This is a genomic window from Shewanella maritima (assembly GCF_043643735.1).
GTDB classification, from domain to species: Bacteria; Pseudomonadota; Gammaproteobacteria; order Enterobacterales; family Shewanellaceae; genus Shewanella; species Shewanella maritima_A.
Genome location: NZ_JBHZSM010000016.1, coordinates 14,473 through 36,891, shown reverse-complemented (window position 1 = coordinate 36,891; position 22,419 = coordinate 14,473). Strand labels below are relative to the sequence as shown.

Sequence of the window (22,419 nt, the reverse complement as noted above, 5' to 3'; positions counted from 1 at the left end):
AAAGAAAGGAATATATCGTGGCTAAAGAAAAATTTGAACGTAGTAAACCGCACGTAAACGTGGGCACAATTGGTCACGTTGACCATGGTAAAACTACTCTAACAGCGGCTATCTCTGCAGTATTGACTAAAGCATACGGCGGTGAGACTAAAGATTTCGCACAAATCGATAACGCTCCAGAAGAGCGTGAGCGTGGTATTACAATTAATACTTCTCACATCGAATATGACACTCCAACTCGTCACTACGCACACGTAGACTGCCCAGGTCACGCGGATTATGTTAAAAACATGATTACTGGTGCTGCACAGATGGACGGCGCAATCTTAGTAGTAGCAGCGACTGATGGCCCAATGCCACAGACTCGTGAGCACATCCTACTTTCACGTCAGGTTGGTGTACCTTTCATCATCGTATTCATGAACAAATGTGACATGGTTGACGATGAAGAGCTACTTGAGCTTGTAGAAATGGAAGTTCGTGAACTTCTATCTGAGTATGACTTCCCAGGTGATGACTTACCAGTAATCCAAGGTTCTGCACTTAAAGCCCTAGAAGGTGAAGCAGATTGGGAAGCTAAAGTAATCGAACTAGCAGAAGCTTTAGATACTTATATCCCAGAGCCAGAGCGTGACATCGATAAGCCTTTCCTACTACCAATTGAAGACGTATTCTCAATTCAAGGTCGTGGTACAGTAGTAACAGGTCGTGTTGAGCGTGGTATTATCACAGTAGGTGACGATGTAGAAATCGTTGGTATCAAAGACACGACAACTACAACTTGTACAGGTGTAGAAATGTTCCGTAAGCTGCTTGACGAAGGTCGTGCAGGTGAGAACTGTGGTGTACTACTACGTGGTACTAAGCGTGATGAAGTTGAGCGTGGTCAAGTATTGGCTAAGCCAGGAACAATCACTCCTCACACAACTTTCGAATCAGAAGTATACGTACTTTCGAAAGATGAAGGTGGTCGTCACACTCCTTTCTTCAAAGGTTACCGTCCACAGTTCTACTTCCGTACAACTGACGTAACAGGTACTATCGAGCTTCCAGAAGGCGTAGAAATGGTAATGCCAGGTGACAACATCAAGATGGTTGTTACACTAATTTACCCAATCGCGATGGATGACGGTTTACGTTTCGCTATCCGTGAAGGTGGCCGTACAGTTGGTGCTGGTGTTGTAGCTAAAATCATCGCTTAATAGCTGATTTAGAGACACATCCTAAAAAGGAAGCTTCGGCTTCCTTTTTTGTTGGGTAAAATTCAAGAGTGGTTTTAATTATAAAATTTGATGGTATTTTCTAGATTAAATTTCAGAATTAAATACCTTTTACTTGGGTAAGTCCAAAAGACAAATTTTGCAGTTCAAGTGAAAAGAATAAAAATCATCCAATAGGCTTGATCTTTAAATCTTGTTCTGTATAATTGCCAGCCTCTGTTAGATACAGAGAATAAGTTAAGTGTTAAGACAATTAGTCTTTTCACATTCATCAGGGACTCCGATAGGGAGTCTAACGGTTAAATCATCTCGCTCTGCTTTTCCATTTGGGAAAACGCTAGAGGGTGATTTTTTATGTGTCCAATTTAGGAGCTCTGGTCAATGCAGAACCAAAGAATCCGTATCCGCTTGAAAGGTTTTGATCATCGTTTGATTGATCAGTCTACAGCGGAAATCGTTGAAACTGCTAAGCGTACAGGCGCGCAGGTACGTGGTCCTATTCCACTACCAACACGCAAAGAGCGTTATACCGTTTTGATCTCTCCGCACGTTAACAAAGATGCTCGTGATCAGTACGAAATTCGTACTCACAAGCGCTTAGTTGACATCGTAGAGCCAACAGAAAAGACAGTAGACGCATTAATGCGTTTAGATCTTGCGGCTGGTGTCGACGTTCAGATTAGCTTAGGTTAATTGAGATCCTTAGAAGAGGTTTGAGAGATGGCTATCGGTCTTATTGGTCGTAAAGTGGGTATGACCCGCATCTTCACTGAAGATGGTGCGTCGATCCCTGTAACAGTAATTGAAGTTGCTGGCAACCGCGTTACTCAAGTGAAAACTTTAGAGAACGACGGCTACCGCGCTCTTCAGTTAACTACTGGTACCAAAAAAGCCAATCGCATCACTAAAGCAGAAGCAGGTCACTTTGCCAAGGGCGGTGTAGAAGCCGGTCGTGGTTTATGGGAAATGCGTTTAGCAGATAGTGAAGGCGAAGGCATTGAAGTTGGTGCTGAGCTAAATGTAGATATTTTCGCAGACGTAGCGAAAGTAGACGTTACTGGTCAATCTAAGGGTAAAGGCTTCCAAGGCGGTATTAAGCGTTGGAATTTCCGTACTCAAGATATGACTCACGGTAACTCATTAGCGCACCGTGCAAATGGTTCTATCGGTCAGAACCAAACGCCAGGTCGCGTATTCAAAGGCAAAAAGATGTCAGGCCATATGGGTGCTGAGCAAGTAACGACTCAAAATCTACACGTTGTACGTGTTGATGCAGAGCGTAACTTACTTCTAGTACGCGGCGCTGTACCAGGCGCTACAAATGGCGACCTGATCATCAAGCCTGCAGTTAAAGCTTAAGGTCTGAGGAGATAGTAATGGAATTGGTATTGAAAGACGCGCAAAGCGCTCTTGAAGTTTCCGAAACTACCTTCGGCCAGGACTTTAACGAGGCTCTGGTTCATCAGGTAGTTGTTGCGTACGCTGCTAACGCACGTCAGGGCACTCGTGCTCAAAAGACTCGTGCTGAAGTAAAAGGCTCTGGTAAAAAGCCTTGGCGTCAAAAAGGTACTGGCCGTGCTCGTGCCGGTAGCGTAAAAGGCCCAATCTGGCGTGGTGGTGGAGTTTCATTCGCTGCTAAGCCACAAGATCATGGCCAAAAAGTTAACAAGAAGATGTACCGTGGTGCTCTTAAGAGCATTCTTTCTGAATTGGTACGTCAAGAGCGTTTAGTTGTTGTTGAATCTTTTGGTGTTGAAGCTCCTAAAACTAAAGAGCTGAAAGCAAAACTACAAGATCTTCAATTAGACGACGTTCTAATTGTTACTGCAGAAGTTGATGAGAACTTATTCTTAGCAGCTCGCAACTTATACAAAGTTGACGTACGTGACGCAGCGGGTCTTGACCCGGTAAGTCTAATCGCGTTCAACACTGTTTTAGTTACTGCTGACGCAGTGAAGCAAATCGAGGAGATGCTAGCATGATCACCGAAGAACGTTTGCTAAAAGTTATTCTAGCTCCGCATGTCTCTGAAAAGAGCACAATCGTTGCAGAGAAAAACAACACTGTAGTTTTCCGCGTAGCAATCGATGCGACTAAAGCAGAGATTAAAGCTGCAGTAGCGAAGCTATTTGAAGTTGAAGTTGATTCAGTTCGCACTCTAGTTAACAAAGGTAAATCTAAGCGTACCGGTGGCCGTGCAGGTCGTCGTAGCGATTGGAAAAAAGCTTATGTAACTCTAGCTGCTGGTGCTGACATCGATTTCGTCGGCGCTGAGTAAGCAAAGGAGAATTATCATGGCAGTTATTAAGTGTAAGCCTACCTCTGCTGGTCGTCGCCACGTTGTTAAAGTGGTTAACACTGACCTGCACAAGGGTAAACCTTTTGCTGGCCTGCTGGCGAAGAAGTCTAAAAGTGGTGGTCGTAACAATACTGGCCGTATCACTGTTCGTCACGTTGGTGGTGGACACAAGCAGCATTACCGTCTAATCGACTTTAAGCGCGACAAAGATGGTATCCCTGCAAAAATCGAACGTCTTGAGTACGATCCAAACCGTACAGCGCACATTGCGCTAGTATTATACGCAGACGGTGAGCGTCGTTACATTCTTGCTGCTAAAGGCATGCAAGCAGGTGACGCAATCCAATCTGGTATTGATGCTGAAATCAAGACGGGTAACGCTATGCCGTTACGCAACATCCCAGTGGGTAGTGTTGTGCACGCGGTAGAAATGAAGCCTGGTAAAGGTGCTCAGATCGCTCGTTCAGCTGGTGCTTATGTACAAGTTGTTGCTCGTGATGGCGCTTATGCAACTCTACGTCTTCGCTCTGGCGAAATGCGTAAAGTTCCAGTTGATTGCCGCGCGACATTCGGTGAAGTTGGTAATGCCGAGCACATGCTACGCCAGTTAGGTAAAGCTGGTGCTAAGCGCTGGAGAGGCGTACGCCCTACAGTTCGTGGTGTTGCAATGAACCCAGTAGACCATCCACATGGTGGTGGTGAAGGCCGTACTTCGGGTGGCCGTCATCCTGTATCTCCATGGGGTGTGCCGACTAAGGGTTATAAAACTCGTAGCAACAAACGCACTGACAAGTACATTGTACGTCGTCGTAATAAATAGTAAGAGGATTCGCCCATGCCACGTTCTCTCAAGAAAGGTCCTTTCATTGACCTGCACTTGCTGAAGAAGGTAGAGAAAGCGATGGAAGCGGGAGATAAAAAGCCAATTAAAACTTGGTCTCGCCGCTCAATGATCATTCCAAACATGATTGGTTTGACCATCGCTGTCCATAATGGTCGTCAGCACGTACCTGTGTTCGTAACTGACGAAATGATCGGCCACAAGCTTGGTGAATTTTCACCAACTCGCACTTATCGCGGCCATGCTGCTGATAAGAAAGCGAAGAAGCGTTAATACGGGAGGAATAAGATGGAAGTTTTAGCTAAACATCGTTTTGCTCGTACGTCTGCGCAGAAGGCCCGTCTGGTTGCTGATCAAATCCGCGGTTTGCCTGTATCTAAGGCGCTAGAGATTTTGACTTTCAGCCCTAAGAAAGCCGCCGTACTAGTTAAAAAAGTACTTGACTCAGCTATCGCAAACGCCGAGCACAATGAAGGTGCAGATATTGATGAGCTTAAAGTTGGTAAAGTCTTCGTTGACGAAGGTCCAACTATGAAGCGTATCATGCCCCGTGCTAAAGGCCGCGCTGATCGTATATTGAAGCGTACCAGCCACATTACTGTGGTTGTATCAGATCGCTAGGAGAAGAGAGCAATGGGACAGAAAGTACATCCTAATGGTATCCGTCTAGGTATCACCAAGCCTTGGATCTCTACCTGGTACGCCGATAAATCAGATTATGCAAATAATCTGAACAGCGACTGGGAAGTGCGCCAATATTTAACTGAGAAGTTAAAGGCTGCATCAGTATCTAAGATTGTTATTGAACGCCCAGCGAAAAGCATCCGCGTTACGATTCACACTGCCCGTCCAGGTGTTGTGATTGGTAAGAAAGGTGAAGACGTTGAAGTATTACGTGCATACGTGTCTAAAATCACTGGCACTACTGCTCAAATCAACATCGCTGAAATCCGTAAGCCTGAATTAGACGCTAAGTTAGTTGCTGACTCTATTGCTCAGCAGTTAGAACGTCGTGTTATGTTCCGTCGTGCTATGAAGCGCGCGGTACAAAATGCAATGCGCATCGGTGCCCAAGGTATCAAAGTTGAAGTGAGTGGCCGTCTAGGTGGCGCTGAAATCGCACGTTCTGAATGGTATCGTGAAGGTCGTGTACCTCTACATACTCTACGTGCTGATATCGACTATTCAACAGCTGAATCTCACACCCAATACGGTGTGATTGGTATCAAAGTTTGGATCTTCAAAGGTGAAGTTCTAGACGGTATGATCCCAGCGCTTGAAGAGCCGAAGCAGCAACCTAAGCGTAAGCCTCGTGGTAAATAGGAGAGCCTTCAATGCTGCAACCTAAACGTATGAAGTTTCGCAAGATGTTCAAAGGCCGTAACCGCGGTCTAGCGAACGGCACTGAAGTTAGCTTCGGTGACTTCGGTCTAAAAGCAGTCGGCCGTGGCCGTTTAACTGCTCGTCAGATCGAATCTGCACGTCGTGCCATGACACGTCACATTAAACGTCAAGGACAAATTTGGATTCGAGTTTTTCCTGACAAGCCAATTACCTCTAAGCCTCTTGAAGTGCGTATGGGTAAAGGTAAAGGTAACGTTGAATACTGGGTATGTCAGATTCAACCTGGTAAGGTTCTTTATGAGATGAATGGTGTTTCTGAAGAGTTAGCTCGTGAAGCTTTCACTTTAGCAGCTGCCAAGCTTCCTATTAAGACTACCTTCGTAACTAAGACGGTGATGTAATGAAAGCGAGCGAACTAAGAGAAAAGAGCGTTGAAGAACTTAACGCTGAATTACTTGGTCTGCTGCGTGAGCAGTTTAACCTGCGTATGCAACACGCTACTGGTCAATTGAACCAAACTCATCAATTGAAACTAGTGCGTCGTAACATTGCACGTGTTAAGACCATTATTACTTCTAAGGCAGGTGCGTAATGTCTGATAAAATCCGTACTTTGCAAGGTAAAGTAATTAGCAACAAAATGGACAAGTCTATTACTGTTGCTATTGAACGCCAAGTGAAACACCCAATCTATGGGAAATACATTAAGCGTACTACTAAAATCCATGCACATGACGAAACAAATCAGTGTAACCAAGGTGACGTAGTGGCAATTAGCCAGTGTCGTCCTCTTTCTAAGACTAAGTCTTGGACCCTGGTTGAAGTAGTAACAAAAGCCTAATATTTTATTAGGTTAACCGAAACGGCTCCAAAAAATTGGGGCCGTTTGTTTTTTTTCCTATGCAATCCAATGTTGTGGTGTTATACTTGCGCGCCATTTTCGAGTAATTGTGCTCAAAAATGGGCAATAATATGTCCCAATAGTGGGATTTGTGTAGTAACGATAGCGGAGCACTTGAAATGATCCAAATGCAATCGACTCTTGACGTCGCATGTAACAGTGGCGCACGCAGAGTTCAGTGTATTAAGGTCTTGGGTGGCTCTCATCGTCGTTATGCCGGTATCGGCGACATCATTAAAGTTTCTGTAAAAGAAGCGATTCCTCGCGCTAAAGCGAAGAAAGGTGATGTATATAACGCGGTGGTAGTCCGTACTAAGAAAGGCGTACGTCGTCCAGACGGTTCTGTCATTCGCTTCGATCGGAATGCAGCGGTATTGCTTAACGCAAACCTTGCACCGATTGGTACTCGTATCTTTGGACCAGTGACACGTGAATTGCGTACTGAGCAGTTCATGAAAATTGTCTCGCTGGCACCTGAAGTACTGTAAGGAGCTTCAAAATGGCAGCAAAAATCCGTCGTGAAGACGAAGTAATTGTATTAGCAGGTAAGGACAAAGGGAAACGCGGTAAGGTTTCTCAAGTTTTACCTACTGGTAAATTGATTGTTGAAGGCATCAATCTTGTTAAAAAACACCAAAAGCCAAACCCACAACTGGGTGTAACTGGTGGTGTTGTTGAGAAAGAAGCCCCAATTCAAGCATCAAACGTAGCGATCTTTAACCAAGCCACAGGCAAGGCAGATCGTGTTGGTTTCCGATTTGAAGACGGCAAAAAAGTCCGTTTCTTTAAGTCGAACAGCGAACTCGTTAAGTAATTTGGAGTAAACGATGGCGAAACTGCATGATAAATACAAAGAGACTGTAATTTCAGAACTTTCTAAAAAGTTCGGTTATTCCAGTGTCATGCAAGTCCCTCGGATTGAAAAAATCACCCTTAATATGGGTGTAGGCGAAGCTGTTGCAGATAAGAAAGTTATGGAGCACGCGCTTCGTGACATGACTGCAATTGCTGGTCAAAAACCAATCGTAACTGTAGCTCGTAAATCAGTTGCTGGTTTTAAAATCCGTGAAGGCTACCCTATTGGCTGTAAAGTGACCCTACGCGGTGAGCGTATGTGGGAATTCTTAGAGCGTTTAGTTGACATTGCAATCCCACGTATTCGTGACTTCCGTGGCCTAAGCGCAAAAGCGTTTGACGGTCGTGGTAACTACGCAATGGGCGTGCGTGAGCAGATCATCTTCCCAGAAATCGATTACGATAAAATCGATAAGATTCGTGGTATGGATATTGTTATCACTACTACTGCGAAGAATGATGAAGAAGGTCGTGCTTTGTTAGACGCTTTTAACTTCCCATTCAAGAAATAAGGGTAGCATAATGGCAAAATCATCTATGAAAGCACGTGAAGTAAAGCGTGCGAAGCTAGTAGCTCAATATGCTGAAAAGCGTTTAGCTCTTAAAGCACTAATTAGCAGCCCTGATACTTCTGAAGAAGATCGTTGGGATGCAGTGCTTAAGTTGCAAGCACTACCTCGTGATTCTAGCGCGTCGCGTCAACGCAACCGCTGTAATCAAACTGGTCGCCCACATGGCTACTTACGTAAATTCGGCTTAAGCCGTATCAAATTACGTGAAGCTACCATGCGTGGTGAAGTTCCTGGTCTGCGTAAGGCCAGCTGGTAAGCACTTGTCACGGAGTAAGCTAATATGAGCATGCAAGATCCTATTGCGGATATGTTAACCCGTATTCGTAACGGCCAAGCTGCTAACCACGTATCTGTAAAGATGCCTTCAGCTAAGTTAAAAGTAGCAATCGCGAAATTACTTAAAGACGAAGGTTTCATTACTGACTACGCCGTAGCAGACGAAGCTAAGCCTGAATTAGAAATCACTTTAAAGTATTTCCAAGGCAAACCAGTCGTTGAGACTATCCAGCGCGTAAGTCGCCCTGGTCTTCGTATTTACAAAGGTAAAGACGAATTACCAAAGGTGATGGGCGGTCTGGGTATCGCAATTGTTTCCACTTCTCAAGGCTTGATGACTGATCGTGCCGCCCGCCAAAATGGCACGGGTGGTGAGGTTATCTGCTACGTAGCGTAAGGAGTTAGTAATGTCTCGTGTTGCAAAAGCACCAGTCACTATCCCTGCTGGCGTAGAGGTGACTTTAAACGAACAGACCCTTACTGTTAAAGGCAGCAAAGGTAGTCTGACTCGAGTAATCAATGATGCAGTCATTGTAAAAGTTGAAGATGCACAAGTAACTTTTGGCCCAGTTGAAGGCGTTACTAACGCTTGGGCTCAAGCAGGTACTGCTCGTGCATTAGTAAACAACATGGTTATTGGTGTATCTGAAGGTTTCGAGAAAAAACTTAAGTTAGTTGGTGTTGGTTACCGTGCAAAAGTTGCCGGTAAAGGTATCGACCTTACTTTAGGTTTCTCGCACCCATTAGTGCATGAACTACCCGCTGGCGTAAAAGCAGAATGTCCTAGCCAAACTGATATCACACTTTCTGGTGTTGATAAGCAGTTAATTGGCCAAGTTGCTGCTGAAATTCGTGGCTACCGTCCACCAGAGCCTTATAAAGGTAAAGGTGTTCGCTATGCAGACGAACAAGTACGCCGTAAAGAGGCTAAGAAGAAGTAGGTAACGCGATATGGATAAGAAAACATCTCGCTTACGTCGCGCTACTCGTGCACGTAAGAAGATCCAAGAGCTAGGCGTGAATCGTCTGGTTGTACATCGTACACCACGTCACATTTATGCTCAGGTGATCAATCCTGAAGCTCAGGTGGTTGTAGCTGCTTCAACTGTTGAAAAAGCGGTTGCAGAGCAACTTAAGAGTACCGGTAACGTAGATGCGGCTAAAGCAATTGGTAAACTAGTTGCTGAGCGTGCGATCGAAAAAGGCGTAGCAACAGTTGCGTTTGACCGTTCTGGTTTCAAGTATCACGGTCGCGTAGCTGCATTGGCAGACGCTGCTCGTGAAGCTGGCCTGAAGTTCTAAGGGGTTATAAAATGGCTAAATTAGAAGCTCAGCAAAAAGACGATCTGCAAGAAAAACTAATTGCAGTTAATCGTGTTTCTAAAGTAGTTAAGGGCGGTCGTATCTTTAGCTTCACAGCACTAACAGTAGTGGGTGATGGTAATGGTAAGATCGGCTATGGCTATGGTAAAGCGCGTGAAGTTCCAGCTGCTATTCAAAAAGCAATGGAAAAAGCCCGCCGTAACATGGTAACCGTTGAACTGAATGGTGGTACTTTACATCACCCAGTTAAAGGTCGCCACACTGGTTCGCGTGTATACATGCAGCCAGCATCGGAAGGTACCGGTATTATTGCCGGTGGCGCAATGCGTGCCGTATTGGAAGTTGCAGGCGTTCATAACGTACTGTCTAAAGCATACGGTTCAACTAACCCGATCAACATCGTTCGCGCAACTGTAGATGCGTTGGTGCACATGAAGTCACCAGCACAAATTGCAGCTAAGCGTGGCCTGAATGTTGATGAAATTCGGGGGTAATGCACCATGGCTACTAAGACAATTAAAGTAACACAGACTAAAAGCAGCATCGGTCGCTTACCAAAGCACCGCGCATGCTTAACAGGTTTAGGCCTGCGTCGCATTAATCACACTGTTGAAGTTGAAGATACACCTTCAGTTCGCGGTATGATTAACAAAGTTTACTACATGGTTAAGGTGGAGGATTAATAAATGCGTTTAAATACTCTATCTCCAGCTGCAGGCGCTAAGTCTGCACCTAAGCGTGTAGGTCGTGGTATTGGTTCTGGCCTAGGTAAAACTGCTGGTCGTGGTCACAAGGGGCAGAAGTCTCGTTCAGGTGGCGGCGTACGCGTAGGATTTGAAGGTGGTCAAATGCCACTTAAAATCCGTCTACCTAAGTTCGGTTTTACCTCACGCAAAGCTTTGGTAACAGCTGAAGTTCGTTTAAGCGAACTAGCAAAAGTTAACGGTGATGTTATCGATTTGAACGCTCTGAAAGATGCGAACGTAATTACTCGCAACATCCAGTTTGCTAAAATCGTTCTTTCAGGTACCATTGAGCGCCCAGTGACCGTAAAAGGTCTGAAGGTAACCAAAGGTGCACGTGCAGCGGTTGAAGCTGCCGGCGGTAAGATCGAGGAATAATACGTCGATGGCAAAACCAGGACTTGATTTAAAAAGCGCGAAAGGCGGTTTATCTGAATTGAAAACCCGTCTTCTGTTCGTGATTGGTGCGATAATCGTATTCCGTGCGGGTTCGTTTGTACCAATTCCTGGTATTGACGCAGCTGTATTAGCCGATTTGTTTGCACAGCAAAAAGACACCATCCTTGGCATGTTTAACATGTTCTCGGGTGGCGCCTTAGAGCGTGCTTCTATCTTTGCATTAGGAATCATGCCGTATATTTCGGCTTCGATTATTATGCAGTTATTGACTGTTGTGCACCCTGCACTTGCTGAATTGAAAAAAGAAGGCGAGTCAGGACGCAAAAAAATTAGTCAATATACAAGATACGGTACATTAGTACTGGGTACGCTCCAATCAATCGGTATTGCAACAGGTTTACCGAACCTGATGCCAGGCTTAGTTGCTAACCCTGGCCCAGCGTTCTACTTCGTTGCGATTGTGAGTCTAGTGACAGGAACCATGTTCCTTATGTGGCTAGGTGAGCAAATTACCGAACGTGGTATTGGTAATGGTATCTCGATTCTTATTTTCGCAGGTATTGTTGCTGGTTTACCATCGGCTATCGGCCAAACGGCTGAGCAGGCGCGTCAAGGTGACTTGAATGTGTTACTATTATTGCTGTTAGCGGTTATTGTATTTGCTGTAACTTACTTGGTAGTGTTTGTCGAGCGTGGTCAACGTCGTATCGTTGTTAACTACGCAAAGCGTCAACAAGGACGTAAAGTCTTTGCGGCGCAAAGCACTCACTTACCACTTAAAGTTAATATGGCAGGTGTAATTCCGCCAATTTTTGCATCCAGCATCATTTTGTTCCCAGGCACACTGGCTCAGTGGTTTGGTCAAAATGAGTCCATGTCATGGTTAAGCGATTTCGCATTAGCTGTGTCACCTGGACAACCGCTGTATTCATTATTGTATGCTGCAGCAATCATCTTCTTCTGTTTTTTCTACACGGCGTTAGTATTTAACCCGCGTGAAACTGCAGATAACTTAAAGAAGAGTGGTGCATTCATTCCAGGGATACGTCCCGGTGAACAGACTTCGCGTTACATTGATAAAGTAATGACTCGCCTAACATTAGCTGGCGCGATTTACATTACCTTTATCTGTTTAATTCCGGAGTTCATGTTAATTGCATGGCAAGTACAGTTCTATTTTGGCGGTACTTCACTACTAATTATTGTAGTTGTAATCATGGACTTCATGGCTCAAGTTCAGACCCATATGATGTCTAATCAATATGAGTCTGTTATGAAGAAAGCTAATCTTGTTAACAAAGCGAATTTAGATCGCTTTGGTAAATAAGATTACTTGACGGAGTGTGAAATGAAAGTTCGAGCTTCCGTGAAGAAGATCTGCCGTAACTGCAAGATCGTCAAGCGTAGTGGCGTTGTACGCGTTATCTGTGTTGAACCAAAACACAAACAGCGTCAAGGCTAGTAAAGAAGTTGGTCAGCCCTGTCTGGGCTGACCAAAAATATTGTTTGCAAAATTGTCGTCTGTCGAGTATCCTTTCGGGCTTTTCGCAGATGGCCTTTAACATTTAAGGAGTGCATAGTGGCCCGTATCGCTGGCATTAACATTCCTGATCATAAGCATACAGTCATTGCATTGACTGCTATCTTCGGTATTGGACGTACAAGCGCAAAACAAATTTGTGCTGCTACTTCAATTTCAGAAGACGCTAAGATCAAGGAATTGAGCGAAGCTCAAATAGACACCCTACGCGAAGAAGTTGCCAAGTATGAAGTAGAAGGTGACTTACGTCGTGAGATTTCAATGAACATCAAGCGTCTTATGGACCTTGGTTGTTACCGTGGTCTCCGCCATCGTCGTAGCCTGCCTCTTCGTGGGCAACGTACTAAGACCAATGCGCGTACGCGTAAAGGTCCACGTAAACCAATTAGAAAGTAACGGGAAGGTAAACCAAAATGGCTAAAGTTCCGTCACGTTCTCCGCGTAAGCGCGTACGTAAACAGGTTGCAGATGGCATGGCTCATATCCATGCGTCTTTCAACAACACAATCGTAACCATTACCGATCGTCAAGGTAATGCTTTATCTTGGGCTACCTCAGGTGGTTCTGGTTTCCGTGGTTCACGTAAATCAACCCCATTTGCTGCGCAGGTTGCAGCAGAGCGTGCAGGTGTTGCCGCACAAGATTATGGTGTTAAAAACCTTGAAGTTTTTGTGAAGGGTCCAGGTCCAGGACGTGAATCAGCGATTCGCGCACTGAACGCAGTTGGTTATAAAATTACCAACATTACTGATGTGACACCTATCCCTCACAATGGTTGTCGTCCACCTAAAAAACGTCGTGTATAACTACGTTATAGGATAGTTGGAGAAAGATCATGGCAAGATACTTGGGTCCTAAGCTCAAGCTCAGCCGCCGAGAAGGTACTGACCTTTTCTTAAAAAGCGGTGTGAGAGCAATCGATTCGAAGTGTAAGCTTGAAGCTGCACCAGGACAACACGGCGCTCGTAAGCCTCGTTTGTCTGAGTACGGTTTACAGTTACGCGAGAAACAAAAAGTTCGTCGTATTTATGGAGTGCTAGAAAAGCAATTCCGTAACTACTATAAAGAAGCTGCACGTCTAAAAGGTAATACTGGTGAAAACCTATTACAACTTTTAGAAGTACGCCTAGATAACGTAGTTTATCGTATGGGTTTTGGTGCTACTCGTGCAGAATCACGTCAGCTAGTAAGCCATAAATCAATTATGGTTAACGGTCGTGTTGTTAACATTCCGTCATTCAAAGTGTCTGCGAATGATGTTGTAAGCATCCGTGAAAAATCACGCAACCAAGCTCGCATCAAAGCGGCTTTAGAAGTTGCTGGTCAACGCGAAAAGCCTACATGGGTAGAAGTCGACAATGCGAAAATGGAAGGTGCTTTCAAGCGTCTACCAGAACGTAGCGATTTGTCTGCGGATATTAACGAACAGCTGATCGTCGAGCTTTACTCTAAGTAAAGCTAACAAACAAGAGAGGACACAATGCAGGGTTCTGTTACAGAATTTCTTAAACCGCGTCTCGTTGATATTGAGCAGGTTAATTCAACACGCGCTAAAGTTACACTAGAGCCACTAGAACGTGGTTTTGGCCATACCTTAGGTAACGCGTTGCGTCGCATCCTATTGTCATCAATGCCTGGCTGTGCTGTCACAGAGGTAGAGATTGATGGCGTACTGCATGAATACAGCAGTAAGGAAGGCGTACAAGAAGATATCCTTGAAATATTGTTAAACCTAAAGGGTCTAGCGGTAACTATTGAGGGTAAAGATGAGGCTTTACTTACGCTAAGTAAGTCAGGCGCAGGCCCTGTTACAGCAGCAGATATCACACATGACGGTGATGTTACCGTTATGAATCCTGATCATGTTATCTGTCATTTGACCGGTAATAATGACATCAGCATGCGTATCCGTGTTGAGCGTGGTCGTGGTTATGTTCCAGCTTCTGCTAGAACACAAACTGAAGACGATGATCGCCCAATTGGTCGCCTGTTGGTTGATGCTTCTTTTTCACCTGTTGCACGCATTGCTTACAATGTTGAAGCGGCACGTGTTGAACAGCGTACTGACTTAGATAAATTAGTAATCGATATGACCACTAATGGTACTATCGATCCTGAAGACGCTATTCGTCGTTCGGCAACTATTCTGGCTCAACAGCTAGAAGCGTTTGTGAACCTTGACGATGTATCTTCAGCTAAGCCAGAAGAAGAAGAGAAGCCAGAATTCGATCCGATTCTGTTGCGTCCTGTCGACGATTTAGAGCTAACTGTACGTTCAGCCAACTGTCTGAAGGCTGAAGCGATTCATTACATCGGAGATCTTGTACAGCGCACTGAAGTTGAGTTGTTGAAAACACCTAACTTAGGTAAGAAGTCTCTTACTGAAATTAAGGATGTTTTAGCATCTCGCGGACTGTCGTTAGGTATGCGTCTTGAAAACTGGCCTCCAGCTAGTTTAGCAGACGACCTATAAGTTCTCAGTTTAGTACAGATTTAGGTTATAAGGATTAGGTCATGCGCCATCGTAAGAGTGGTCGTCAACTGAACCGCAACAGCAGTCATCGTCAAGCTATGTTCCGTAACATGGCTGGCTCACTGGTTCGTCATGAGATTATCAAGACAACAGTAGCTAAAGCGAAAGAACTGCGTAGCGTAGTTGAGCCTCTAATAACACTAGCTAAAGTAGACAGCGTTGCAAATCGCCGTTTAGCTTTTGCTCGTACCCGCGACGCTGAAGTTGTAGGTAAGTTATTCACAGAATTGGGTCCACGCTTCCAGGAACGTCCTGGTGGTTACACTCGTATTCTTAAGTGCGGTCTACGTACCGGTGATAAAGCCCCAATGGCTTACATCGAGTTAGTCGGTCGCCCTGAAGTTGCAGAAACTGAAGAAGTTGAAGCAGCTGAGTAATATTTAGTATTACATTGAAAAACCGAGCTTAGGCTCGGTTTTTTTATGCCCATTTTTCACCACACTACAATCCAATTTCCCTTTTACCTTGCTTTTCACTAACACCTTATCTAAGTTGATCGCATATTTACTATGTAGGGTATGTCATGAAACTTGAGATGATTTGTACAGGCGAGGAAGTGTTGTCAGGTCAAATAATCGACACTAATGCTGCTTGGGTGGCCAACACCTTAATGGAGCAAGGCATTGAAATGCAGCATCGTACAACGGTAGGCGACCGTTTAGATGACCTGGTAGATGTTTTCACTGCCCGTAGCCATCATGCAGATGTCATCATTGTAAATGGTGGATTAGGCCCTACTACTGATGATATGTCAGCAGAAGCCATGGCCAAAGCTAAGGGCGAACCACTTACCTTAAATGAGCAATGGAAGCGCACATTGATTGATTGGTATGCCGCCAGTAATAGATTGATGCCCGAGAGTAATCTCAAGCAAGCATTATTACCAGAGTCAGCCATCATGGTCGATAACCCTGTTGGCACGGCTTGTGGCTTCAGAGTTAAATTGAACCGTGCATGGTTCTTCTTTACTCCTGGTGTGCCTTTTGAACTTAAGCAAATGATCCACGAACAGTTCCTACCCTTTTTAAATACTGAGTTTGGTAGCAGCCAACCTACAAAAGTCTTTAAGCTTTTAACCATAGGGCAGGGGGAATCTGCCCTTCAAGATACCTTATCTGCTCTCCAATTACCCAGTGGTATCGAGTTAGGTTATCGCTCTTCAATGCCTCATATAGAGGTTAAGGTATTTGCTCGTGGTAAAACTGCTATCAATCAATTAGAGGACGTTGTCTCTGCAATTAGGTTGCTTTTGGGTCATGTTGTGGTTGCTGATAATGTGCCTACGTTGGCATCTGAAATCCATCAAAGATTGTTTCAGTCTGGGATTAGTTTGAGTATGGCTGAGTCTTGTACTGGTGGGATGCTTACTAGCCAGCTTATTGATTTTCCAGGTAGTTCATCATACTTACACCATGGTTTGGTCACTTACAGTAATGAATCAAAAGTGCGTGTACTTGGCGTTAGCCCTCAAACTCTAGACGATCATGGTGCAGTTTCCATTGCTACTGTTGAAGAAATGGCGTCTGGTGCTAGGGAAATGCTAGACAGTGACTATGCGCTTGCCACAAGTGGTATAGCAGGGCCTGATGGTGGTACTGACGATAAACCTGTGGGTACAGTTGCGATTGCTCTTGCTGTTAAAGATGGTGGTATTCACAGTCAGATGGTTAAACTGCCACTTAAAAAGCGCGAGATTATTCGCGGTTTAACTGCTGCAGTGGCCTATGACATGTTAAGACGTGCATTACTTGGTGAGGCTGTCATTGTGGATTATCCAAATATTAAGCGTTTTGCCAAATAGTGTGGCTATCTGTGAACCATTAAGAGCCTTAGTTGGCTCTTATTTCAATTTGATAATGATTTTACCCTGTTTAATTTCAATCTCTTCAGCAAGCTTTGCCATTAATGCTTGATTCGAATCTGTTTCGTCGAGCGTATATACAGGCTGGGTTGTTAAAAACTGACTGACGAACTGCATTAATCTTGGGCTTATTTGCTCAATGGCGGCTTGAATATCTTCCGGTTCAGATTCTACATCAATCAAGTCTAAGTGCTTGAGGTAGATGCTTTTTGAATCTTTATCGTACCAAGGTTTTGCTTCAAAGGTGGCTTTTAGCTTTGCCGAAATTGGAAAGATAGGATTACTGACTGTGACTTCGGCATTAGCAGTCACAGCCATGGTCTCGGGTTTATGCCCTAGCTCTACATTCATGTCATTGAGCTCAATCATAAATCCAATTAGTTGATTGCCTTGCTTAACTTCAAAGTGCATCTGATTATTCAAATAGCGCTCAATATCACGCTCAGAAATGCTGTATTGACTAGCACAACCAGTTAATACAGCAGTCATTAAAATCAGACACATTTTAAATAGGCGCATAGCTTAACCTGTATTCCTCATACCTGCGGCGACTCCAGCAATGGTTAACATTAATGCTAGTTGTACGTTTTCCGAAGGTGTTTGCTCTTTACGAGTACGAGCAAGAAGTTCTGTTTGTAAGAAGTTTAGTGGATCAATGTATGGGTTTCTGAGTTTCACCGATTCTCTGTTCCAAGGAGTATGAGCCATTAGCTCACCAGAGTCTGTAAGTGATAACACAGCATCTATACCGATCTGTAATCGTTGACGTAATTTTTCACCTAAAGGCTGAAGTGCTTCCTCAACTAAACAGTGTTCATAATATTTAGCTAAATTGGGCTCAGCTTTCATATATACCATTTCAAGCATTGATATACGGGTTTCGAAAAATGGCCATTGGTTTTGCATTTCTTGTAAAAGGCCCTGTTCACCTCTTTCAATTGCAGCTTGTAATGCTTCACCAGCACCTAGCCATGCAGGTAACATCAAACGGTTTTGGGACCAAGCAAAAATCCAAGGAATGGCACGTAAGCTTTCAATGCCACCATCTATACGCCTTTTAGCTGGACGACTCCCTAATGGTAGTTTACCTAGCTCAACTTCGGGCGTTGCACTGCGAAAATAGGCAACAAAATCTTTTTCTTGCCTTACGATTCCACGGTAAGCTTCGACCGATTCAGTTGCAATTTTTTCTATGCACTCACGCCACTGCTGTTTAGGTGCAGGTGGTGGAAGTAATGTAGCTTCCATTACTGCAGATGTATACAGTGCCAGTGATTGTACTGCAAGTTTTGGTAATCCAAACTTAAAGCGGATCATTTCGCCTTGCTCAGTTACGCGAATACGGCCATCGACTGAACCTGGTGGTTGAGACAATATCGCTTTATGTGCTGGCCCACCACCACGACCGATAGAGCCACCGCGACCATGGAACAGCATTAATTTAACGTCAGCTTGCTTACACACATCAACTAACTGTTCTTGAGCGCGGTATTGTGCCCATGCAGCAGCCATCACACCGGCATCTTTCGCTGAATCTGAGTAACCGATCATCACTTCCTGCATACCTTTGGTATAACCGCGATACCAATCTATTGCTAATAAGTGGTGGATACAGTCTGCTGCATTGGTTAAGTCATCTAATGTTTCAAATAATGGCACTACACGCATTGGATGTTGGCAACCACTTTCTTTTAATAGCAACAAAACTGCTAGGACATCAGATGGCTTACTCGCCATTGAAATCACGTAAGAACCTAGTGCATTAGCAGGTTGCTTGGCAACTAAGTTACAGGTGCTAAGTACTTCAGCTACATCATCGCTTGGTAACCAGTTAGTTGGGATCAAAGGTCGTTTGTTAGTGAGCTCTCTAAGTAAGAAGGCTTGTTTTTCAGTCTCGTCCCAATGGTTGTAATCACCCATACCGAGGTAGCGAGTCAGCTCTGCAATAACATCGCTATGGCGTTCAGCATCTTGTCGGATATCTAGGCGTAACATGTGAATGCCAAAACAACTTAAACGGCGCAGCATATCGAGTAATAAGCCATTAGCAATTAAACGCATACCGTTGTCACATAAGCTGCGATATAACAGTTCAAGTGGTTGCTGTAGATCTTTTTGAGTCCAAATCAAGGTCGATTTATCCACGTCTGGATGATGACCTGCTAATCGCTCATTGAGAAAATCAATTGTTGCACGTAATTTAGTACGTAGTTCTCGCAACACTTCACGGTAGGGTTCATTACTGTTACCTGAAAGTTCCATCAGTGCTTCGTTTGCTTGGCGCATAGAAAGATCATTGATAAGAGTGACTACATCTTTAAGGTAAAGGCGCGCCGCCGCATGTCGATTTCTATCTAGGACTTCTTTAGTGACTTTAGCGGTGACAAAAGGGTTGCCGTCTCTGTCGCCGCCCATCCAAGATGAAAAACGCACAGGACAAATATCAAAAGGTAATTGCTGGCCAGTTTTTTCTTCTACTTGATCGTTTAACTGACGTAAAAAATCTGGCACAGCTTGCCAAAGCGAGTTTTCAATTGTGCTTAACCCCCAACGTGCCTCATCTACTGGGGTCGGGCGTTCTTCACGGATCTCATTCGTATGCCAAATCTGTGCGATCAATTGGCGCAATTTGAGTGTTGATTGTTGCTGCTCGCGGTCAGTTAACTGCGGGTTTTCTAGTTCGGTGAGACAGTCAATGACAGATGAGTATTTCTGAATGAGTGTACGACGCGAGATCTCGGTTGGATGAGCGGTAAGTACCAAATCAATGTGAAGCTCTCGTAGGCATTCAAGTACGTCATTTTCGTCAAACTTGTCATTATTGAGCACTCTGCCTAACAGTTGCTCAACTGGATCTGGTACACACACTAATTCATCACAATTGCGGCTAATTGTGTGGAACTGTTCGGCAATATTGGCAAGGTTGAGGAACTGATTAAATGCCTTAGCAAAAGGGACTAACTCATCATCGGGTAGTGAAGTCAGCAGGGCTAGCATATGCTCTCTGGCTGAGTCATCACCTTGTCTTGATTCTTTGGCTAAAATACGAATTTGTTCTACTTTTTCCAAAAATGCAGGACCAAGGTGGCTTTGCATAGTATCACCTAAAATTTGGCCTAAGTTGCCCACATTGGCCCTAAGTGATGCATACATATCTGCTGATACAACTGTCATGATGACTCCCAATCACTGAATATCCTATTAAGCACCTTAACCAGCACAAGCTGCATGGTCAATATTTTACATGTTAAAGGTGAAATATAATTTCTAAAAGTTGTTAAAAAATTACAACGATTAGCGCTAAAGTGTCAAATTATAGCCATTATTTGATACAAACCTTGTAAATTAGTTTTTTAAGTAACTCAATTGTTGGTTTCATATAGGCTAAATCGATAAACTCATCCGGCTGGTGAGCTTGTTCAATGCTGCCAGGTCCCAGTACAAGTGTTTGGCAGCCTAACTGCTTGATATAAGGTGCTTCAGTTGCATAATTAACAACTTGAGCTTGCTGACCACTCAGCTGCTCCACCACTTGGGTCCAATCACTGTTAGCATCACCTGCAAATGATTCTGAGCCAGGATAGAGCGTGCTGACATTAATACTGCCTGGATAAGCGGCACTGATCTCGGCAAGATAATTTAATACCATGTGCTCTAAGTCAGCTAGCTCCATACCGGGGAGAGGACGTATATCAAGGTGTAGGTCACAACAGCCACAGATCCGGTTGGCGGCATCGCCACCATGTATATGACCGAAGTTCATAGTAGGGTAAGGTACCGAAAATGCGTTCTCACGATAATTCTCACTAAGGTGCTGCTTTAGTTTCAACAGTTGCCCAATAACCTTATGCATTACCTCAATGGCGTTTAGCCCTTTTGCGGGGTCGGATGAATGGCCGCTGCGGCCTGTCACGCGGATGCCTTGGGCTAGATGTCCCTTGTGCATGTAAACAGGTTTCAAACTAGTGGGTTCACCGATGATGGCAAAGTCTGGTGTTACAGTGGTTTCTTTTGCAAAAGCCTTTGCGCCATTCATGGTTGTTTCTTCATCTGCACTGGCAAGAATAGTCAGTGGCTTTTTAAATTCGCTGACAGGCAAGTCTTTCAAGGCCTCTACTATGAGCGCAAAAAAGCCTTTCATATCGCACGTGCCCAAACCGTACCAACGGTTATCTTTTTCGATAAGTTCAAATGGGCTGCTATTCCAGCGCCCTTCATCAAAAGGTACAGTGTCTGTGTGACCGGCTAATAATAAACCACCACTTCCTTGGCCTAAACGAGCAACTAGGTTATGTTTATCTCGACTGTCGTTAACTTTTGGTGTTTGACATTCAAAACCAAGTTCTGTGAACCATTGTTGCAGCAAGTCAATCACAGGCTTATTGCTCATGTCATGTTTGGCTTCAAGGGAACTGATAGAAGGGGCTGCAATCAACTGTGTAAAACTTGATTGTAAATCCGGCAGTGAGCTCATAGGGTAACTCCAAAAATTATTTTAAAATATTTATGCATATTTATTGCATAAATAATAAGTTGTGGTAGTCTAGCAAACAGTTGAATTAAGCACCATCATCCATTAATAAAAGTGACCCGATAAATGAGTAAGCTACATAAAATTCATCATCAGTATCGCACTCGCTGTTTGCCTACCTCGCGACGATAGTTCGCATCTTTTTAGGCACCCAGCCTAACTGCATTTTTTGTTTTACTCTTTTATAAGCTATTTACTATGAAAAATATCGCTATTATTGGTGCCAGTGGTTATACCGGGGCACAAATCACACAATTGATTGATCAAGAGGCACAACTTTCTGTACAAGGGATCTATGTATCAGAAGGTAGTGTAGATAAACACAAAGCATTATCCAGTTTATATCCTTACTATGGTCAACTTGAATACACGCTTCAAGGATTATCAGAAGAGGCTAAACAACAAATTGTCGCGCAAGCAGATGCCGTTGTTTTGGCTACTGATCATGCCGTAAGTTTAACGCTTGCCGCTTGGTTTTATGAGCAAGGACTGTCGGTGTTTGACTTAAGTGGTGCTTATCGGTTTGCTGACAATCAGCAGTATCCAAAATGGTATGGTTTTGAGCACACTGAAAAGAAAACACTAGATCAAGCGGTTTACGGACTAGCAGAATGGAACGCTCAGCAAATTGCCAAATCTAAAATGATAGCCGTACCAGGTTGTTATCCAACGGCCTCTTTACTAGCACTCAAACCCTTAACTGACTTTTTTGCAGGTAGCTTACCTGTTATTAATGCGGTTAGCGGTGTAACCGGTGCGGGTAGAAAAGCGCAATTACATACGAGCTTTTGCGAGGTTAGCCTTACGCCTTATGGCGTACTTGGGCATCGTCATCAACCGGAGATTGCCACTCATCTCGGCCATGAAGTAATTTTCACCCCTCATTTAGGCAATTTTAAGCGTGGGATTTTAGCGACTATTACCGTACAGCTTAAGCCTGAGACAACCAATACCGATATCGCTAAAGCATTCAGTATGTATGACGAGTGTCAACTTGTTAATGTCACGCATAATCAATTCCCTAAAGTGGATGATGTTGTCCATACGCCTAACTGCCATATCGGCTGGAAGTATGATGAATCAAATCACCATATAGTGATAGCAAGCGCCATTGATAATTTGATGAAAGGGGCTGCAAGCCAAGGTCTACAATGCATCAAAATTCACTTTGGTTTGTAAGGG

The 22,419-nt window shown here is 44.2% G+C and carries 34 protein-coding genes; 31 read left to right on the top strand and 3 right to left on the bottom strand.

What is annotated here, in order from left to right; genetic code table 11:
• Positions 1-17 precede the first annotated feature (17 nt).
• The 30 genes from tuf (at position 18) to ACHUGF_RS15270 (ending at position 16,646) form a co-directional block, all read left to right on the top strand.
• The gene (gene tuf, locus ACHUGF_RS15415) at positions 18-1,202 is read left to right on the top strand and encodes an elongation factor Tu (protein ID WP_394132534.1); all 1,185 of its coding nucleotides are present in this window, start codon (positions 18-20) and stop codon (positions 1,200-1,202) included.
• A 399-nt stretch (positions 1,203-1,601) separates the two neighbouring features.
• Positions 1,602-1,913 (top strand): 30S ribosomal protein S10, encoded by a 312-nt coding sequence (gene rpsJ / locus ACHUGF_RS15410; protein WP_011635639.1) that lies wholly within the window; start codon positions 1,602-1,604, stop codon positions 1,911-1,913.
• Positions 1,914-1,940: 27 nt separating this feature from the next.
• Positions 1,941-2,579 (top strand): 50S ribosomal protein L3, encoded by a 639-nt coding sequence (gene rplC, locus ACHUGF_RS15405; RefSeq protein ID WP_394132531.1) that lies wholly within the window; start codon positions 1,941-1,943, stop codon positions 2,577-2,579.
• 17 nt (positions 2,580-2,596) lie between these two features.
• Positions 2,597-3,202, top strand: coding sequence for a 50S ribosomal protein L4 (gene rplD / locus ACHUGF_RS15400; RefSeq protein ID WP_394132529.1), 606 nt, complete (start codon positions 2,597-2,599; stop codon positions 3,200-3,202).
• Complete coding sequence (gene rplW, locus ACHUGF_RS15395) at positions 3,199-3,498, top strand: 50S ribosomal protein L23 (RefSeq protein ID WP_394132527.1); 300 nt, start codon at positions 3,199-3,201, stop codon at positions 3,496-3,498. The genes rplD and rplW overlap by 4 nt, the downstream gene beginning before the upstream one ends.
• 16 nt (positions 3,499-3,514) lie before the next feature.
• Entirely contained in the window at positions 3,515-4,339 is an 825-nt protein-coding gene (gene rplB, locus ACHUGF_RS15390) for a 50S ribosomal protein L2 (RefSeq protein ID WP_130600064.1), read from the top strand.
• A gap of 15 nt (positions 4,340-4,354) precedes the next feature.
• A complete protein-coding gene (rpsS, locus tag ACHUGF_RS15385; protein WP_006083596.1) occupies positions 4,355-4,633 on the top strand; it encodes a 30S ribosomal protein S19 in 279 nt (92 codons plus the stop codon).
• A 15-nt stretch (positions 4,634-4,648) separates the two neighbouring features.
• Positions 4,649-4,981, top strand: coding sequence for a 50S ribosomal protein L22 (rplV, locus tag ACHUGF_RS15380; protein ID WP_394132526.1), 333 nt, complete (start codon positions 4,649-4,651; stop codon positions 4,979-4,981).
• A gap of 12 nt (positions 4,982-4,993) precedes the next feature.
• Positions 4,994-5,683 (top strand): 30S ribosomal protein S3, encoded by a 690-nt coding sequence (rpsC, locus tag ACHUGF_RS15375; protein WP_394132525.1) that lies wholly within the window; start codon positions 4,994-4,996, stop codon positions 5,681-5,683.
• Between the two features lie 11 nt (positions 5,684-5,694).
• On the top strand, positions 5,695-6,105 hold the full coding sequence (rplP, locus tag ACHUGF_RS15370) for a 50S ribosomal protein L16 (protein WP_028774668.1): 411 nt from the start codon (positions 5,695-5,697) through the stop codon (positions 6,103-6,105).
• Positions 6,105-6,296 (top strand): 50S ribosomal protein L29, encoded by a 192-nt coding sequence (rpmC, locus tag ACHUGF_RS15365; protein WP_394132523.1) that lies wholly within the window; start codon positions 6,105-6,107, stop codon positions 6,294-6,296. The genes rplP and rpmC overlap by 1 nt, the downstream gene beginning before the upstream one ends.
• Positions 6,296-6,544, top strand: a complete 249-nt coding sequence (gene rpsQ, locus ACHUGF_RS15360; RefSeq protein ID WP_394132522.1) for a 30S ribosomal protein S17 — start codon at positions 6,296-6,298, stop codon at positions 6,542-6,544. The genes rpmC and rpsQ overlap by 1 nt, the downstream gene beginning before the upstream one ends.
• A gap of 179 nt (positions 6,545-6,723) precedes the next feature.
• Positions 6,724-7,092 (top strand): 50S ribosomal protein L14, encoded by a 369-nt coding sequence (gene rplN / locus ACHUGF_RS15355; protein ID WP_011494644.1) that lies wholly within the window; start codon positions 6,724-6,726, stop codon positions 7,090-7,092.
• An 11-nt stretch (positions 7,093-7,103) separates the two neighbouring features.
• Positions 7,104-7,418, top strand: a complete 315-nt coding sequence (gene rplX / locus ACHUGF_RS15350; RefSeq protein ID WP_394132520.1) for a 50S ribosomal protein L24 — start codon at positions 7,104-7,106, stop codon at positions 7,416-7,418.
• A gap of 13 nt (positions 7,419-7,431) precedes the next feature.
• The gene (gene rplE, locus ACHUGF_RS15345) at positions 7,432-7,971 is read left to right on the top strand and encodes a 50S ribosomal protein L5 (protein ID WP_394132518.1); all 540 of its coding nucleotides are present in this window, start codon (positions 7,432-7,434) and stop codon (positions 7,969-7,971) included.
• A gap of 10 nt (positions 7,972-7,981) precedes the next feature.
• Positions 7,982-8,287 (top strand): 30S ribosomal protein S14, encoded by a 306-nt coding sequence (rpsN, locus tag ACHUGF_RS15340; RefSeq protein ID WP_394132516.1) that lies wholly within the window; start codon positions 7,982-7,984, stop codon positions 8,285-8,287.
• Positions 8,288-8,311: 24 nt separating this feature from the next.
• Positions 8,312-8,704, top strand: coding sequence for a 30S ribosomal protein S8 (gene rpsH, locus ACHUGF_RS15335; RefSeq protein WP_394132514.1), 393 nt, complete (start codon positions 8,312-8,314; stop codon positions 8,702-8,704).
• Positions 8,705-8,714: 10 nt separating this feature from the next.
• Positions 8,715-9,248: a 50S ribosomal protein L6 gene (gene rplF, locus ACHUGF_RS15330; protein ID WP_394132513.1), complete on the top strand. Its 534-nt coding sequence runs from the start codon at positions 8,715-8,717 to the stop codon at positions 9,246-9,248.
• A gap of 10 nt (positions 9,249-9,258) precedes the next feature.
• Positions 9,259-9,609 carry a 50S ribosomal protein L18 gene (rplR, locus tag ACHUGF_RS15325; protein ID WP_130600086.1) on the top strand — a complete coding sequence of 117 codons (351 nt, stop codon included), beginning with the start codon at positions 9,259-9,261 and terminating at the stop codon, positions 9,607-9,609.
• An 11-nt stretch (positions 9,610-9,620) separates the two neighbouring features.
• Positions 9,621-10,124, top strand: a complete 504-nt coding sequence (gene rpsE, locus ACHUGF_RS15320) for a 30S ribosomal protein S5 (protein ID WP_394132511.1) — start codon at positions 9,621-9,623, stop codon at positions 10,122-10,124.
• A 6-nt stretch (positions 10,125-10,130) separates the two neighbouring features.
• A complete protein-coding gene (rpmD, locus tag ACHUGF_RS15315; protein WP_394132509.1) occupies positions 10,131-10,313 on the top strand; it encodes a 50S ribosomal protein L30 in 183 nt (60 codons plus the stop codon).
• 3 nt (positions 10,314-10,316) lie between these two features.
• On the top strand, positions 10,317-10,751 hold the full coding sequence (gene rplO, locus ACHUGF_RS15310; RefSeq protein WP_394132508.1) for a 50S ribosomal protein L15: 435 nt from the start codon (positions 10,317-10,319) through the stop codon (positions 10,749-10,751).
• A gap of 7 nt (positions 10,752-10,758) precedes the next feature.
• Complete coding sequence (gene secY / locus ACHUGF_RS15305; RefSeq protein ID WP_394132506.1) at positions 10,759-12,099, top strand: preprotein translocase subunit SecY; 1,341 nt, start codon at positions 10,759-10,761, stop codon at positions 12,097-12,099.
• Positions 12,100-12,120: 21 nt separating this feature from the next.
• The gene (gene rpmJ, locus ACHUGF_RS15300) at positions 12,121-12,234 is read left to right on the top strand and encodes a 50S ribosomal protein L36 (RefSeq protein ID WP_006083579.1); all 114 of its coding nucleotides are present in this window, start codon (positions 12,121-12,123) and stop codon (positions 12,232-12,234) included.
• Positions 12,235-12,351: 117 nt separating this feature from the next.
• A complete protein-coding gene (gene rpsM, locus ACHUGF_RS15295) occupies positions 12,352-12,708 on the top strand; it encodes a 30S ribosomal protein S13 (RefSeq protein WP_394132503.1) in 357 nt (118 codons plus the stop codon).
• Positions 12,709-12,725: 17 nt separating this feature from the next.
• Positions 12,726-13,118 carry a 30S ribosomal protein S11 gene (gene rpsK / locus ACHUGF_RS15290; RefSeq protein ID WP_130600098.1) on the top strand — a complete coding sequence of 131 codons (393 nt, stop codon included), beginning with the start codon at positions 12,726-12,728 and terminating at the stop codon, positions 13,116-13,118.
• Positions 13,119-13,147: 29 nt separating this feature from the next.
• Positions 13,148-13,768 carry a 30S ribosomal protein S4 gene (gene rpsD, locus ACHUGF_RS15285; protein ID WP_394132502.1) on the top strand — a complete coding sequence of 207 codons (621 nt, stop codon included), beginning with the start codon at positions 13,148-13,150 and terminating at the stop codon, positions 13,766-13,768.
• A 24-nt stretch (positions 13,769-13,792) separates the two neighbouring features.
• A complete protein-coding gene (locus ACHUGF_RS15280) occupies positions 13,793-14,785 on the top strand; it encodes a DNA-directed RNA polymerase subunit alpha (protein WP_394132501.1) in 993 nt (330 codons plus the stop codon).
• A gap of 41 nt (positions 14,786-14,826) precedes the next feature.
• On the top strand, positions 14,827-15,222 hold the full coding sequence (gene rplQ / locus ACHUGF_RS15275; RefSeq protein WP_130600104.1) for a 50S ribosomal protein L17: 396 nt from the start codon (positions 14,827-14,829) through the stop codon (positions 15,220-15,222).
• Between the two features lie 146 nt (positions 15,223-15,368).
• The gene (locus tag ACHUGF_RS15270; protein ID WP_394132499.1) at positions 15,369-16,646 is read left to right on the top strand and encodes a CinA family nicotinamide mononucleotide deamidase-related protein; all 1,278 of its coding nucleotides are present in this window, start codon (positions 15,369-15,371) and stop codon (positions 16,644-16,646) included.
• Between the two features lie 39 nt (positions 16,647-16,685).
• Here the strand turns inward: ACHUGF_RS15270 and ACHUGF_RS15265 are convergent, their stop codons facing one another.
• From ACHUGF_RS15265 to argE, 3 genes are all read right to left on the bottom strand, one after another.
• Entirely contained in the window at positions 16,686-17,225 is a 540-nt protein-coding gene (locus ACHUGF_RS15265) for a YceB family lipoprotein (protein ID WP_394132497.1), read from the bottom strand.
• A gap of 3 nt (positions 17,226-17,228) precedes the next feature.
• A complete protein-coding gene (gene ppc / locus ACHUGF_RS15260; RefSeq protein ID WP_394132495.1) occupies positions 17,229-19,880 on the bottom strand; it encodes a phosphoenolpyruvate carboxylase in 2,652 nt (883 codons plus the stop codon).
• 148 nt (positions 19,881-20,028) lie between these two features.
• Positions 20,029-21,180 (bottom strand): acetylornithine deacetylase, encoded by a 1,152-nt coding sequence (gene argE, locus ACHUGF_RS15255; RefSeq protein WP_394132493.1) that lies wholly within the window; start codon positions 21,178-21,180, stop codon positions 20,029-20,031.
• Between the two features lie 255 nt (positions 21,181-21,435).
• Between argE and argC the strand changes: the two genes are divergently transcribed.
• On the top strand, positions 21,436-22,416 hold the full coding sequence (argC, locus tag ACHUGF_RS15250) for an N-acetyl-gamma-glutamyl-phosphate reductase (RefSeq protein WP_394132491.1): 981 nt from the start codon (positions 21,436-21,438) through the stop codon (positions 22,414-22,416).
• Positions 22,417-22,419: the final 3 nt, after the last annotated feature.

Coding starts and splice junctions, on each gene's coding strand:
- rpsK (WP_130600098.1), top strand. CDS start 12,726: ATGGCTAAAGTTCCGTCACGTTCTCCGCGTAAGCGCGTACGTAAACAG.
- rplD (WP_394132529.1), top strand. CDS start 2,597: ATGGAATTGGTATTGAAAGACGCGCAAAGCGCTCTTGAAGTTTCCGAA.
- rpsS (WP_006083596.1), top strand. CDS start 4,355: ATGCCACGTTCTCTCAAGAAAGGTCCTTTCATTGACCTGCACTTGCTG.
- rpsE (WP_394132511.1), top strand. CDS start 9,621: ATGGCTAAATTAGAAGCTCAGCAAAAAGACGATCTGCAAGAAAAACTA.
- rplN (WP_011494644.1), top strand. CDS start 6,724: ATGATCCAAATGCAATCGACTCTTGACGTCGCATGTAACAGTGGCGCA.
- rplC (WP_394132531.1), top strand. CDS start 1,941: ATGGCTATCGGTCTTATTGGTCGTAAAGTGGGTATGACCCGCATCTTC.
- rpsH (WP_394132514.1), top strand. CDS start 8,312: ATGAGCATGCAAGATCCTATTGCGGATATGTTAACCCGTATTCGTAAC.
- rplV (WP_394132526.1), top strand. CDS start 4,649: ATGGAAGTTTTAGCTAAACATCGTTTTGCTCGTACGTCTGCGCAGAAG.
- rpsD (WP_394132502.1), top strand. CDS start 13,148: ATGGCAAGATACTTGGGTCCTAAGCTCAAGCTCAGCCGCCGAGAAGGT.
- rplF (WP_394132513.1), top strand. CDS start 8,715: ATGTCTCGTGTTGCAAAAGCACCAGTCACTATCCCTGCTGGCGTAGAG.
- rplP (WP_028774668.1), top strand. CDS start 5,695: ATGCTGCAACCTAAACGTATGAAGTTTCGCAAGATGTTCAAAGGCCGT.
- rpsQ (WP_394132522.1), top strand. CDS start 6,296: ATGTCTGATAAAATCCGTACTTTGCAAGGTAAAGTAATTAGCAACAAA.
- rpmC (WP_394132523.1), top strand. CDS start 6,105: ATGAAAGCGAGCGAACTAAGAGAAAAGAGCGTTGAAGAACTTAACGCT.
- ACHUGF_RS15270 (WP_394132499.1), top strand. CDS start 15,369: ATGAAACTTGAGATGATTTGTACAGGCGAGGAAGTGTTGTCAGGTCAA.
- rplQ (WP_130600104.1), top strand. CDS start 14,827: ATGCGCCATCGTAAGAGTGGTCGTCAACTGAACCGCAACAGCAGTCAT.
- ppc (WP_394132495.1), bottom strand. CDS start 19,880: ATGACAGTTGTATCAGCAGATATGTATGCATCACTTAGGGCCAATGTG.
- rplB (WP_130600064.1), top strand. CDS start 3,515: ATGGCAGTTATTAAGTGTAAGCCTACCTCTGCTGGTCGTCGCCACGTT.
- rpsN (WP_394132516.1), top strand. CDS start 7,982: ATGGCAAAATCATCTATGAAAGCACGTGAAGTAAAGCGTGCGAAGCTA.
- argC (WP_394132491.1), top strand. CDS start 21,436: ATGAAAAATATCGCTATTATTGGTGCCAGTGGTTATACCGGGGCACAA.
- ACHUGF_RS15265 (WP_394132497.1), bottom strand. CDS start 17,225: ATGCGCCTATTTAAAATGTGTCTGATTTTAATGACTGCTGTATTAACT.
- rpsJ (WP_011635639.1), top strand. CDS start 1,602: ATGCAGAACCAAAGAATCCGTATCCGCTTGAAAGGTTTTGATCATCGT.
- ACHUGF_RS15280 (WP_394132501.1), top strand. CDS start 13,793: ATGCAGGGTTCTGTTACAGAATTTCTTAAACCGCGTCTCGTTGATATT.
- rplW (WP_394132527.1), top strand. CDS start 3,199: ATGATCACCGAAGAACGTTTGCTAAAAGTTATTCTAGCTCCGCATGTC.
- rplO (WP_394132508.1), top strand. CDS start 10,317: ATGCGTTTAAATACTCTATCTCCAGCTGCAGGCGCTAAGTCTGCACCT.
- rpmJ (WP_006083579.1), top strand. CDS start 12,121: ATGAAAGTTCGAGCTTCCGTGAAGAAGATCTGCCGTAACTGCAAGATC.
- rpmD (WP_394132509.1), top strand. CDS start 10,131: ATGGCTACTAAGACAATTAAAGTAACACAGACTAAAAGCAGCATCGGT.
- argE (WP_394132493.1), bottom strand. CDS start 21,180: ATGAGCTCACTGCCGGATTTACAATCAAGTTTTACACAGTTGATTGCA.
- rplR (WP_130600086.1), top strand. CDS start 9,259: ATGGATAAGAAAACATCTCGCTTACGTCGCGCTACTCGTGCACGTAAG.
- rpsC (WP_394132525.1), top strand. CDS start 4,994: ATGGGACAGAAAGTACATCCTAATGGTATCCGTCTAGGTATCACCAAG.
- rplX (WP_394132520.1), top strand. CDS start 7,104: ATGGCAGCAAAAATCCGTCGTGAAGACGAAGTAATTGTATTAGCAGGT.
- secY (WP_394132506.1), top strand. CDS start 10,759: ATGGCAAAACCAGGACTTGATTTAAAAAGCGCGAAAGGCGGTTTATCT.
- rplE (WP_394132518.1), top strand. CDS start 7,432: ATGGCGAAACTGCATGATAAATACAAAGAGACTGTAATTTCAGAACTT.